The following is a 12,484-nucleotide window of genomic DNA, read 5'->3' as shown; positions in this document are numbered from 1 at the left end:
AAGTATACTATTTAATAAAGGATGATCAATTATGAGGATGGTTGACTTAATTGAAAAAAAACGTGATGGTGAAGAGCTTACGAATGAAGAAATCCAATTTATGATTGAAGGCTATACAAATGGTGATATCCCTGAATATCAAATTTCAGCATTTGCAATGGCAGTGTTCTTCAAAGGAATGACCCAACCTGAGAGCGCTTATCTGACAATGGCAATGGTTGAATCTGGAGATCAGATTGATTTATCGGCCATCGATGGTATAAAAGTTGATAAGCATAGTACAGGAGGAGTAGGTGATACAACAACCCTTGTATTAGCTCCGCTAGTTGCTGCTGTAGGAGTTCCGGTTGCTAAAATGTCGGGCCGAGGGTTAGGTCATACAGGTGGAACAATCGATAAGCTTGAAGCGATTGCCGGATTTAATGTGGAAATTGATAATGAAGAGTTTAATAAACTTGTAAACAGTAATAAAGTCGCTGTCGTCGGACAAAGTGGCAATCTGACTCCAGCTGATAAAAAGTTATATGGTCTAAGAGATGTAACGGCCACTGTCGAGTCAATACCTCTTATTGCTAGTTCGATCATGAGTAAAAAGATAGCATCAGGTGCTGATGCTATCGTTCTTGATGTAAAAACGGGTAGCGGTGCTTTTATGAAAGACTTAGAGGGAGCAAAAGCTTTAGCAAAAGCGATGGTTGAAATCGGAAATGAGGTTGGACGTCAAACAATAGCTGTCATATCGGACATGAGTCAACCGTTAGGATGTGCGATTGGTAATTCACTCGAAGTGAGAGAAGCTATTGATACGTTAAAAGGAAAAGGACCTAATGATCTCCTTGAGCTATGCTTAGTGTTAGGGAGTCAAATGGTTTATCTTGCTGAAAAAGCAGAGACGAAAGTAGAAGCGAGGAAGATGCTAGAAGAAGTAATCACGAATGGGCAAGCGCTTGAGACATTTAAAACCTTTATATCAGCACAAGGTGGCGATCCTTCAATCGTTGATACTCCAGATAAGTTACCTTCTGCATCGTATACCTTCGAGGTCAATGCTAAAGAAACTGGCTTTGTTTCTGAAATTGTCTCAGATAAAGTGGGGACTGCTGCAATGATTCTTGGGGCAGGTAGGGCTACGAAAGATTCTAAAATTGATTTGGCGGTTGGACTTGTTCTTAATAAGAAAATTGGTGAAAGAGTTGAAAAAGGTGAATCGCTTGTAACCATTCATAGTAATCGGGAAGATGTACATGATGTAATAGAAAGAATTTATCATTCTTATAAGGTTTCACAAGATCCGGTTGATTCTATTTCGCTGATCTATGATGAAATAAATAATTAATAAAAAGACCTATTAAAATAGGTCACTTATTGATATGATAGATGTCAGATGTCCAACGACTATAATTTACTAAATAAATAAAACATAAAAGGGTGAAAAAGATGACTGCAACTATTGCCAACATCATTGATCATACATTATTGAAAGGGTCTGCAACAGAAAAAGATATTATTAAATTAGCAGCAGAAGCAAAAGTTTATCAATTTGCTTCGGTTTGTGTGAATCCAACTTGGGTAAGCGCAGCTTATGAAGTTTTAAAAGAGACAAACGTTAAAGTTTGTACGGTAATAGGTTTTCCATTAGGTGCTTCAACTTCAAAGGTGAAGAGATTCGAAACAGAAGACGCAATCGAAAATGGTGCAACAGAAATTGATATGGTTATTAATATTGGTGCATTGAAAAATAAAGATAATGAATTAGTAAAAAAAGATATTGAAGCGGTTGTTCATGCAGCAAATGAGAAAGCACTTGTAAAAGTCATTATCGAAACATGCTTGTTAACGGAAGAAGAAAAAGTCCGTGCTTGTCAGTTAGCTGTTCAAGCTGGAGCTAGTTATGTAAAAACATCAACAGGCTTTTCAACAGGTGGAGCAACTGTAGAGGATATTAGATTAATGAGTGAAACTGTTGGGCCGTCAATCGGCGTGAAAGCTTCTGGAGGAATTCGAAATAGCGAAGATGTTCAAAAGATGGTCGAGGCAGGTGCAACTAGAATTGGTGCAAGCTCAGGTGTGTCGATTGTAAAAGGGGAAACATCAAGTACTAGCTATTAAATGAAAAATTAGATTAGAGGAGAGAAATGTTATGAAAGAATTATTATTAAGTGTGTTAGCAGGAATTATTATAGGTGTTACGTTTAAATTTCTACGTCTTCCGCTACCAGCTCCACCAGTATTGGCAGGAATTTTAGGTATTTTTGGAGTTTACCTAGGTGGAATGATCGCGAGTAGTGTATTTAAACTATAATATTTTTTTTAGAAAAAGATGTTGGACCTCCGACAAGTCATGATGTTTTTGAAAAATTTAAAGAAAGGAGATCATATCATGAAACAGTTTAAAAGAGTGTTTTTAATTGTGATGGACTCTGTAGGAATAGGCGCGGCACAGGATGCAAGGCAATTTAATGATATAGGGGCCGATACATTAGGGCATATCGCAGAAAAAATGGGTGGATTACATATGCCTAATATCGCTAAACTCGGCTTAAGTCATATTCGTGAAATAAAGGGCATCGAAAAGGTGGATCAGCCTCTTGGTCATTATGGGAAAATGCAAGAAGCTTCTATTGGAAAAGATACAATGACTGGTCATTGGGAAATTATGGGCCTTAACATTGAGCAACCGTTTCGAACATTCCCTGATGGATTTCCACCAGAGCTAATTGAAACATTGGAAAATAAAACTGGTAGAAAAGTAATTGGAAATAAACCAGCATCGGGTACTGGTATTCTGGATGAGTTAGGCGAACACCATTACAACACTGGAGACTTAATTGTCTATACTTCAGCTGACTCTGTTTTACAAATTGCTGCACATGAGGAGGTTGTTCCTTTAGAGGAGCTTTATCATATTTGTGAAATAGCTAGAGATTTAACGTTAAATGAGAAATACATGGTTGGTCGAGTGATTGCGCGTCCTTTTATTGGGCAACCAGGATCTTGGGTGAGAACAGCAAATCGTCATGATTATGCGTTAAAGCCATTTGGAAGAACTGTGATGAATGAATTAAAGGACGAAGGGTTCAGTTCGATTGCAATTGGAAAAATCTCTGATATTTATGATGGGGAAGGAGTAACTAATACAGTACGAACTAAATCTAATATGGATGGAATGGATAAGTTCCTTCAATCAATGGATATGGAGTTTACGGGATTAAGCTTTGTGAACCTTGTTGATTTTGATGCCAATTATGGCCATCGTAGAGATCCAATAGGCTATGGAAAAGCGTTAGAAGAATTTGATGCTCGCTTACCAGAAGTATTTGAAAGGTTGCAAGAGAATGACTTATTAATCATTACTGCAGATCATGGCAATGATCCTACTCATCATGGTACAGATCACACACGTGAATACGTGCCACTACTTGTGTATTGTACAAGTCAAAAACAATCAACTGATTTAGGTATAAGACAAACATTTGCCGATATAGGGGCAACGATTGCTGAAAACTTTCATGTGAACATGCCACAGTACGGCAAAAGCTTTTTGGATAAACTATAGTCTCTACAAAAGGAGAAATGATAAATGGAAAATCTACTTGGGAAAATACAAGAGTCGGCTAGCTTTATTTATAACTTACTTACAGAGCAACCGACAATCGGTTTAATCCTTGGTTCGGGTCTTGGCGAGCTAGCAGATGAAATTGAAAATCCAACGAAAATAAAATATACGGAGATTCCACACTTTCCTGTATCTACAGTTGAGGGACATGCTGGACAGTTAGTAATTGGTCAATTACACGGTAAGCAAATTGTAGCCATGCAAGGTCGATTCCATTACTACGAAGGGTATTCAATGCAAGAGGTAACTTTTCCTGTACGAGTAATGAAACAGCTCGGTGTAGAACTAGTCGTTGTGACAAATGCATGTGGTGGAATGAATTCATCGTTTAAGCCTGGTGATTTAATGATTATTGAAGACCATTTAAATATGACAGGTGTTAATCCGTTAATTGGTCCAAATGAAAAAGAACTAGGACCACGCTTTCCAGATATGAGTGACGCCTATTCAACCGAGTTGGTTTCATTTGTTGAAGAAACGGCTAATAAACTGGATATTCCTATTCAAAAGGGAGTATATGCAGGCATTACTGGTCCAACGTATATGACACCTGCCGAGCTTAAGATGTTACGACTAGTTGGTGGAGATGCTGTAGGGATGTCAACAGTACCTGAAGTCACAGTCGCTAGCCATATGGAAATGAAAGTTATTGGTATTTCGTGTATAACGGATATGGCAATCGGTGAAGACTTAGAACCACTTACACATGATCAAGTTGTAGAAGTGGCGAATCGAACAAAGCCTCAATTTATGCGCTTAGTTAAAGAGGTTGTATCAATACTTTAATAGGGGGGTCTCCAGTATGGATAAAATGAAACTAGTGGAAGAAGCGATTAAGGCAAGAGAAAAGGCGTATGCACCTTACTCACAATTTAAAGTAGGGGCAGCATTATTAACAAAGGACGGAAAAGTCATTCATGGCTGTAACATTGAAAATGCTGCCTATAGCATGTGTAATTGTGCAGAGCGTACTGCTTTATTTAGCGCCTATTCTGCAGGTGAAAAAGAGTTTACGATGCTAGCTGTTGTTGCTGATACATCTAGACCAGTCCCTCCATGCGGGGCGTGTAGGCAAGTAATATCGGAATTATGTAGTTCAGATATGAAAGTCATTCTTTCTAATCTTAATGGAGACAAACATGAAATAACGGGACATGACCTGTTACCCGGTGCATTTTCTTCAGAAGATTTAAATAAATAATGATCTTAACACCTCTTGGATTGGGAAATTTCCGTGAGGTGTTTTTATTGTGAAGTCTTTCGGTAAGGTTGCTTGGCTAACCTATGATTCGTTTTCTTTTTAGATAGATTCGGGTAGTTACTGTGCCTTGATTGTTGTTGGACAACACTGTAAAATTTAAACTGTAATAATATAATTTTTTTTGGAGGTAGAGGAATGTCTTTAGATGGATATCAAAGGTCGAGATATCTCTTAATTATTGAAAAGATTAAGAAAGATATTGAAAGTGGTATATTAGAGCCGGGTGAAAAGTTACCTTCTGAAAATAAATTGGCAAAAGACTTAGGAGTTAGCCGCACAACATTAAGAGAAGCACTTCGAATTTTAGAAGAGGAAGGGATTGTAATTAGGAAGCATGGAATAGGAACATTTATTAATAGAAAGCCGATTTTTTCGAGTGGTATTGAGGAGTTAATAAGTATTACAGATATGATAAAAGTGGAAGGGAAAACTCCAGGTACACGTCTTTTATTCTCTGGTTATACCGATCCAATTGAAGAGGACAAAAGTGAATTAAGACTGGATGACCAAGAGTCAGTATTTCTTGTGAAACGAATTCGAACTGCTGATAGTGAGCCAATGGTATATTGTATTGATAAAATTCCTGAGCATTTAATTCCTAAAGATTCCGTATTTGAAAACGAGTCATTATTTGATTTTATGGATGAGAAAGCAGCTGTAACGATTAGTTATGCAACTGCTTTTATAGAAACGATAGGCTATCATGAAGAAATTTCAAAAATTTTACAATGCGAAAAGGAATCTCCGTTATTAGTATTGAAGCAGACACATTATGATTTACATGAAAAGCCGGTTTTATATTCGATAAATTTCTTTAGAGCAGATAAATTCAGGTTTAGTGTTTTTAGGAAACGCGTTAAGTTCTAATACATATTAATTTATATAAATCTCATATTGATTACGATCGTTTTCAAGAATAAATTTTGCTAATTCTTTCGGTTTTTTAAGGCGGGATTGATCTTTTATATGATTTGTATGTTTCCAAAATGGAGTATCCATTCCACCCATATAAACAGCTGTGACAATAATAGGGGTTTGTTCCAATCCTTTTACTAAGCTTTCTGTGAAACCACGGATCGCAAATTTACTGGCGACATAACGGATTCATTTACTTTTCCTTTTTGTCCAGCTGTTGAAATGATATTCATAATTTTTCCTCTATTTTGTTTTAAAAAATGGGGTAGGAGGGTTTTTGATAAATAGATCGTTCCTTTAAATTCGTATCTATCATTTCATTGATTTGAGGTAGTTGATAATTTTGTAATGGACCAAAGTAATCAACATCTGCATTGTTAATTAACAAGTCAATGTTCCGTTCTGTAAGTAATTCATCGACTTTTTTTTGTACATCCACTTCTATTGAAATATTACAAATAGCTACTTCTACTTTACCTCTTGATTGTTGAATTTCATTTTTTACTATTTCTAGTTTGGATCTTGTTCTTCCTAGTGGATGACGTTATGCCCCTAATGACAATATGAAAGGGCTAACTCTTTTCCAAGACCTGATCCGGCTCCTGTAATAGGATTCTTTTCCTTTTATCATCGACTCCTTTAAAAAAGTAAAGAAAAGGTTTACATTTAGTTAAAATAATTTATAATAGTAGTTGTTGGACGTCTTACATCAAAAATAATATATAAAGTAATTCATTTAAAAGGAACTTTATATATTATGAAATGTTTTAATGCTTTTTGTCATATTAGGGTAAAGGGGATAAAATGAATGAAGGTACAAATTGAACAAGCTGCTAGGTACATTAATAGGATTCTATTGAAAACTCCTAAAGTAGGTTTGATTCTTGGTTCAGGATTAGGGGTACTTGCAGATGAGATTAAGGACCCAGTGCAAATTTCTTATAGTGATATACCAGGTTTCCCGACTTCTACTGTAGAAGGTCATGCTGGTCAGTTAGTTTGTGGAACTCTCGAGGGCTTAAATGTAATTGCGATGCAAGGTAGATTTCATTTTTATGAAGGGTATACGTTGGACAAGGTGACATTTCCAATACGAGTAATGAAAGAGTTAGGGATCGATGCATTAATTGTTACGAACGCAGCAGGAGGAGTTAATACAAACCTAGAACCAGGAGATTTGATGTTAATTACGGATCATATTAATAATGCTGGTCAAAATCCGTTAATTGGACCAAATGACACTGAATTAGGAGTACGCTTTCCTGATATGTCAACAGCTTATGATGGTGATCTTCAATCAATAGCCAAAAGAGCAGCAGAGAGATTGGACATTGCTTTGAAAGAAGGTGTTTATGTTTGGAATTCAGGTCCATCGTATGAGACACCTGCTGAAGTTAGGATGTTACGTCAAATAGGTGGAGATGCAGTTGGGATGTCTACAGTTCCTGAAGTTATTATTGCACGTCATGCCGAAATCAAAGTCCTTGGAATTTCATGTATCTCAAATATGGCTGCAGGTATCTTAGATCAACCACTCACTCATGATGAAGTAATCGAGACGACTGAGAAAGTAAAAGATAACTTCTTAATCTTTGTTAAAGAAATTTTATCTTTATATGATCAGGAGAAACGTACTGAATAATTTATTACTAGAATAGTATATCTATTTTCGGGACGCGTATATTCTATTGCGTCTCTTTTTGTTTGGGGGTGTTACTTACATATGGATTGCGCCTTGGTATGACTGCTTCAATGGCCTCTTAATAGCGCGGGGGATCTTTATACGAATTTGGGCTTGTTCAAGCCGTAACTTACTTGCATCGCTCTTCGTTACATATATAAAACAACTAGAATTTACTAACTAAGAAGAGGTGCATGTAAATGTTTAATGGTAAAAAGAACGGAATTAAAATGGTGGCATTATCAGTCGGACTAACCGCGATGCTCGGGTTTGCTCAAGGTGCTGCTGCATCGACATATGAGGTAAAAAGCGGCGATACGTTATATCGGATTGCGTTAGAGAATAAGATGACGGTTGATGAATTAAAACAAATAAACAATCTAACAAGTAATCTTATTTTTCCAGGTCAAAACCTACAATTAAAAGATGGAGTCATTGTTTCGTATTCTGTAAAAAAAGGAGATACACTTTACAGCATTTCAAGAACTTACAAGATGACGGTCGATGAACTAAAAGAAATGAACAACCTAACGAGTAATCTTATTTTCCCAGGTCAGAAACTGCATGTACAGGATGCAAATGCTATGCACTATGAAGTGAAAAAAGGAGATACGCTCTATAGCATTTCAAGAATGTATAAGATGACTATTGATGAACTAAAAGAAATGAACAACGTACAGACAAATTTAATTTTTCCAGGAAAAAAACTCGCAGTAACGAAAATCACGGCTGCTGATAACATGGATATAAAAATGACCGTTCAAAATGGTTATCAATTTGTTGAGGAAGAACCAAGGAAATATCAATTGTTCGCGAATAGAGATCCCGGTTTTTTTGTAAGGGTAGAGGTTGCTGACAGCCGGGCAAATTTAACGGACTTAAAGAAAACGGCAGAACAATATTTAAAAGTAACAGGTCCTATTAATGAAGTAACACGTTTACAACACCTACACCCTTTTTACAAAGGAACTGATTTATATCTGGCAAGTGCAAATTCAGACGTTCGACAAAGCGTCGTTATTAAGAAAATCAACGGTCACTATGTAGTGTTCACCCTTCATTTGCTTGATAAAGAAGAAGCAGAAGATATTACCCCAAGCTTGTTAAATCAGCTTCAAACGATTAGGTTTTAATTTCTCACGTTTAAAAGTCCTATTGGCGTTACTACGTCAGAAGGACTTTTTTAGATTGGTAGACAAAAACGCGTTTCTTATTGCGCTAGATCAAATGAGAACATTATCATAAACTGTGCTTTGTAATTTAAACCCATGTGACACTAATGTTGTTAGTTTGGATGACGGAAAATTTTGACTATTAGGGAATCCTAGCAAATGTTCAATTTAATTCTACATGGTGGTATAATGACCATATTGATAGAATGATTAACTAGTAGAAAAATTTAGGTATCCTTAGTCATTTTATTGCAAGTTAATAGATTCTAGAAGTCTTCTCGCGTTTATACGTCATAATTACTTCCACCTAATAATGAGTGGATAGAAGAAGGGAAAGTATCACTAATGAATGGATTCTTAATAACATGATTCAGAAAATTGGCTACAATCATGCGGGAAACTATTTCACAAAAAGCTAGAAAAAAGGAGTGAATGAAGCCCATGGGTATTCTTCAAGATTTATTAAAGGATATTCCGTTACCTAAGATGGCAAAGGTTAAGCTGCATTTTGATGATCAGAAAATTGAAAATATTGACAAAGCCTTAGACGAAAAGTTGCAACATCAGCACATTGTCCAAAAAATAAAGCCCGGGATGGAAATTGCTATTGCAGTAGGAAGTCGGGGGATGGATCGTCTTGCAGAGATTACAGCTTTAACCGTACAACAGTTAAAAGACATGGGAGCGAAACCTTTTATTGTACCGAGTATGGGGAGTCATGGAGGTGCTACGGCTGAAGGTCAGAGGGAAGTATTAGCGCATCTTGGGGTGACAGAAGAAAGAGTGAAAGCAGAGATACGCTCTTCTATGGAAGTGTTGAAGCTTGGAGAGTTACCTAATGGTCTACCCGTATATATTGATAAATACGCATCACTTGCAGATGGAATTGTAGTTATTAACCGGATCAAACCTCATACTGCCTTTCGCGGGCCGGTGGAAAGTGGCATTATGAAGATGATTAGCATCGGGCTCGGCAAGCAAAAAGGGGCAGAAGCCTGTCATCAATTAGGATTTAAGTATATGGCAGAAAATGTACCTGCGATGGCGAAAATGATGATGGAAAAAACACCGATTCTCTTTGGTGTAGCGACTCTAGAAAATGCATTTGATAAAGTTTCAAGAATAGAAGTACTTGCAGCGGAAGAGATCGAAGTAAAAGAACCAGAATTGCAAGCGCTCGCAAAGAAATTATTACCAAAATTATTCTTTGACCAATTGGATGTTCTCGTTATTGACGAGATCGGAAAAAACATAAGTGGCGATGGCATGGATCCTAATATTACAGGACGTTATCCAACACCATATGCTCACGGTGGACCAGATGTTAATAAGATGGTTGTCCTCGATTTAACGCCTGAAACAGAAGGGAATGCCAATGGTGTTGGAACGGCAGATTTTACGACTCAACGACTTGTAGATAAAATGAACCTGGAATTTACTTATGCAAACGGTTTAACCTCAACGGTTGTAGCGCCAACAAAAATTGCAACAACGTTGGCAAATGATAAAGAAGCCATTCAAGCAGCAATTAAAACGTGTAATATTTTAGATTTTTCAAAAGTGAAAATGGTTCGTATAAAGAACACATTAGAAATAGGTGAAATAGAAGTTTCAGAAGCATTACTTGAACAAATAGCGCAACATCCACAAATGGAGCAGTGCTCAGATCTTTTTGAGCCATATTTTAATGAGAATGGAAATTTGGCGTAACGTTATTTATAACCTAGAAATCTAGCATAGAGAGCATTTAAAACACACATAGAAGTTAACTAAAGAAGGACAAGCTATGTTTTTTAGAAGGGAGAGGCCCATGACGAACAAAAAATATCAAAAGTTAACATCAATTCTCCAAGAAATGAAGTCTGTTGTTGTAGCTTTTTCTGGAGGAGTGGATAGTACATTTTTATTAAAAGTAGCTGTTGAAACATTAGGTAGAGATCACGTATTAGCTGTTACAGCCGATTCTGAGACATATCCTTCTAGTGAGCTATTAGAAGCGAAAGAACTAGCAAAGAAAATCGGAGTAAAACACGAAGTGATTGAAACGTCTGAATTAGCTATTCCAGGCTATACAGAGAACGATAAAAACCGGTGTTATTTCTGTAAAAATAGTTTATTCGAACTTTTAATACCAATAATGGAGGAAAAAGGGTTCGGAAATGTCGTTTATGGCGTTATTGCAGATGATTTGAATGAACATCGGCCTGGAATGAGGGCAGCGAAGGAAAGAGGCGTTCGTGGTCCTTTGCAAGAAGCGAATTTATTCAAAGAGGAAATTAGAGATCTTTCTAAGCAATTTGATTTACCTACGTGGGATAAGCCGTCATTTGCATGTTTATCTTCTAGAATTGCATATGGTGAGAAAATTACAAAAGAAAAGCTTACAAAAGTAGAGAAAGCAGAAGCGTATCTAAAGACTCTTAATATTCGACAAGTGCGAGTTCGGACACATCAGGAAGTGGCAAGAATCGAAGTCGAACCAAATGATATGAAAATTGTCCTCGAGAATCATGATTCGATATCGGAAGAACTAAACACGTACGGATATCAATATGTCACACTAGATTTAATTGGTTATAAAAGCGGCAGCATGAATAAGATTTTAATATAAAGGGACGTCGTTATCACAGTGCAACCTGGACAGCTGTTGTTAAACTGAATCTGGACGTGTATGAAAAGTACGAGAAATAGGCTGATGATTTGTCTACGTGTTTATATTCTTCTACCAAATCAAACAAAAAATAGTAATCAATTAATTCAGTAAAGTGAGTGTTGTGAATGTTAGAAGAAATTTTAAGACAAGTCCAAAAAGGTGACTTGAGCGTAGCTGAAGCAAAACAAAAGCTAGCAACATATGAAGACTTAGGGTTTGCTAAAGTCGATCACCATCGTAAGAAGAGACAAGGGTTTTCAGAAATTGTATTTGGAGAAGGAAAGTCCGCTGAACAAATCATTTCTATTATTAAAGCATTAAGAGAAAAAAACAACAATGTGTTAGTTACTCGTATCTCAAAAGCTAAAGCAGAACATGTTATCCAAGAGTGTCCTGAATTTATTTATCATGACATTGCACAAATTCTGTTATGGAAGAATGAAGCAATAGAAGTAGCTAATGATTCCAAAGGGTACATTAATATCATTTGTGCGGGGACTTCTGATTTGAAAGTAGCAGAGGAAGCAGCCATTACAGCTGAGGCATTAGGTTGCAACGTTCAACGAATGTATGATGTAGGTGTGGCAGGCATTCATCGATTGTTCGATCATTATGAAGAAATTCAACAAGCAACGGTTTCGGTTGTAGTAGCGGGAATGGAAGGAGCACTTCCCAGTGTAATAGGGGGGCTTGTTTCCCATCCGGTCATTGCTGTACCGACAAGCGTTGGCTATGGTGCTAATTTTCATGGTTTATCAGCATTGCTTACGATGTTAAATTCATGTGCCTCTGGAATTAGTGTTGTCAACATTGATAATGGATTCGGTGGAGCATACAACGCTGCATTAATTTATCAGTTAGCACAAAAAGGGGCTGGGAGTGAATGAGAACTCTTTATTTAGATTGTTTTTCAGGGATTAGTGGCGATATGATGATTGGAGCTCTTATTGATGCGGGGGCAGATCCGGCTAAATTAGAAGAGGAATTAAAAAAGCTGCATATCAATGAAGAGTATGAATTGAATTGGAATAAAGTTGTGAAAAATGGAATCACAAGTACAAAATTTGATGTGCTGTTAAAAAATGAAGGTCATCACGAGCACAGTCATGATCACGAGCACAGTCATGATCACGAGCACAGTCATGATCACGAGCACAGTCATGATCACGAGCACAGTCATGATCAC

Annotated in this window: 14 protein-coding genes and 1 pseudogene; 13 read left to right on the top strand and 2 right to left on the bottom strand. The window is 36.9% G+C overall.

The window, feature by feature from the left end:
• Nucleotides 1-31 precede the first annotated feature (31 nt).
• From SLH51_RS06830 to SLH51_RS06800, 7 genes are all read left to right on the top strand, one after another.
• Nucleotides 32-1,336, top strand: coding sequence for a pyrimidine-nucleoside phosphorylase (locus SLH51_RS06830; RefSeq protein ID WP_335960158.1), 1,305 nt, complete (start codon nt 32-34; stop codon nt 1,334-1,336).
• Nucleotides 1,337-1,437: 101 nt separating this feature from the next.
• Entirely contained in the window at nt 1,438-2,109 is a 672-nt protein-coding gene (gene deoC / locus SLH51_RS06825; protein WP_335960157.1) for a deoxyribose-phosphate aldolase, read from the top strand.
• 31 nt (nt 2,110-2,140) lie between these two features.
• Nucleotides 2,141-2,302 carry a XapX domain-containing protein gene (locus SLH51_RS06820; RefSeq protein WP_335960156.1) on the top strand — a complete coding sequence of 54 codons (162 nt, stop codon included), beginning with the start codon at nt 2,141-2,143 and terminating at the stop codon, nt 2,300-2,302.
• Nucleotides 2,303-2,380: 78 nt separating this feature from the next.
• Complete coding sequence (gene deoB / locus SLH51_RS06815) at nt 2,381-3,556, top strand: phosphopentomutase (protein WP_335960155.1); 1,176 nt, start codon at nt 2,381-2,383, stop codon at nt 3,554-3,556.
• A gap of 24 nt (nt 3,557-3,580) precedes the next feature.
• Nucleotides 3,581-4,402 (top strand): purine-nucleoside phosphorylase, encoded by an 822-nt coding sequence (locus SLH51_RS06810; protein ID WP_335960153.1) that lies wholly within the window; start codon nt 3,581-3,583, stop codon nt 4,400-4,402.
• Between the two features lie 16 nt (nt 4,403-4,418).
• Nucleotides 4,419-4,817 carry a cytidine deaminase gene (locus SLH51_RS06805; RefSeq protein ID WP_335960152.1) on the top strand — a complete coding sequence of 133 codons (399 nt, stop codon included), beginning with the start codon at nt 4,419-4,421 and terminating at the stop codon, nt 4,815-4,817.
• A 195-nt stretch (nt 4,818-5,012) separates the two neighbouring features.
• Nucleotides 5,013-5,744 (top strand): GntR family transcriptional regulator, encoded by a 732-nt coding sequence (locus tag SLH51_RS06800; RefSeq protein ID WP_335960151.1) that lies wholly within the window; start codon nt 5,013-5,015, stop codon nt 5,742-5,744.
• A 6-nt stretch (nt 5,745-5,750) separates the two neighbouring features.
• Here SLH51_RS06800 and SLH51_RS06795 read toward each other — a convergent pair whose 3' ends face one another.
• Both SLH51_RS06795 and SLH51_RS06790 read right to left on the bottom strand, forming a co-directional pair.
• Complete coding sequence (locus SLH51_RS06795) at nt 5,751-5,981, bottom strand: SDR family NAD(P)-dependent oxidoreductase (protein ID WP_335960325.1); 231 nt, start codon at nt 5,979-5,981, stop codon at nt 5,751-5,753.
• Nucleotides 5,930-6,285 (bottom strand): annotated as a pseudogene (locus SLH51_RS06790) (SDR family oxidoreductase). Before SLH51_RS06790 ends, SLH51_RS06795 begins: the two are co-directional and overlap by 52 nt.
• Before the next feature lie 315 nt (nt 6,286-6,600).
• Here SLH51_RS06790 and SLH51_RS06785 point away from each other — a divergent pair.
• The 6 genes from SLH51_RS06785 to larC form a co-directional block, all read left to right on the top strand.
• A complete protein-coding gene (locus tag SLH51_RS06785; RefSeq protein WP_335960150.1) occupies nt 6,601-7,434 on the top strand; it encodes a purine-nucleoside phosphorylase in 834 nt (277 codons plus the stop codon).
• Nucleotides 7,435-7,673: 239 nt separating this feature from the next.
• A complete protein-coding gene (locus SLH51_RS06780; protein WP_335960149.1) occupies nt 7,674-8,606 on the top strand; it encodes a LysM peptidoglycan-binding domain-containing protein in 933 nt (310 codons plus the stop codon).
• A 480-nt stretch (nt 8,607-9,086) separates the two neighbouring features.
• Nucleotides 9,087-10,355, top strand: a complete 1,269-nt coding sequence (locus SLH51_RS06775) for a nickel pincer cofactor-dependent isomerase, group 22 (protein WP_335960148.1) — start codon at nt 9,087-9,089, stop codon at nt 10,353-10,355.
• A gap of 100 nt (nt 10,356-10,455) precedes the next feature.
• Complete coding sequence (gene larE / locus SLH51_RS06770; protein ID WP_335960145.1) at nt 10,456-11,256, top strand: ATP-dependent sacrificial sulfur transferase LarE; 801 nt, start codon at nt 10,456-10,458, stop codon at nt 11,254-11,256.
• Nucleotides 11,257-11,423: 167 nt separating this feature from the next.
• Nucleotides 11,424-12,185 carry a nickel pincer cofactor biosynthesis protein LarB gene (larB, locus tag SLH51_RS06765; RefSeq protein ID WP_335960143.1) on the top strand — a complete coding sequence of 254 codons (762 nt, stop codon included), beginning with the start codon at nt 11,424-11,426 and terminating at the stop codon, nt 12,183-12,185.
• A partial coding sequence (gene larC, locus SLH51_RS06760) for a nickel insertion protein (protein WP_335960141.1) occupies nt 12,182-12,484 on the top strand: 303 nt, incomplete at its 3' end. The genes larB and larC, both read left to right, overlap by 4 nt.

The organism is Halalkalibacter kiskunsagensis (assembly GCF_037027555.1).
GTDB classification, from domain to species: domain Bacteria; phylum Bacillota; class Bacilli; order Bacillales; family Bacillaceae_D; genus Halalkalibacter; species Halalkalibacter kiskunsagensis.
This window is presented reverse-complemented; position numbering and strand designations above follow the sequence as displayed.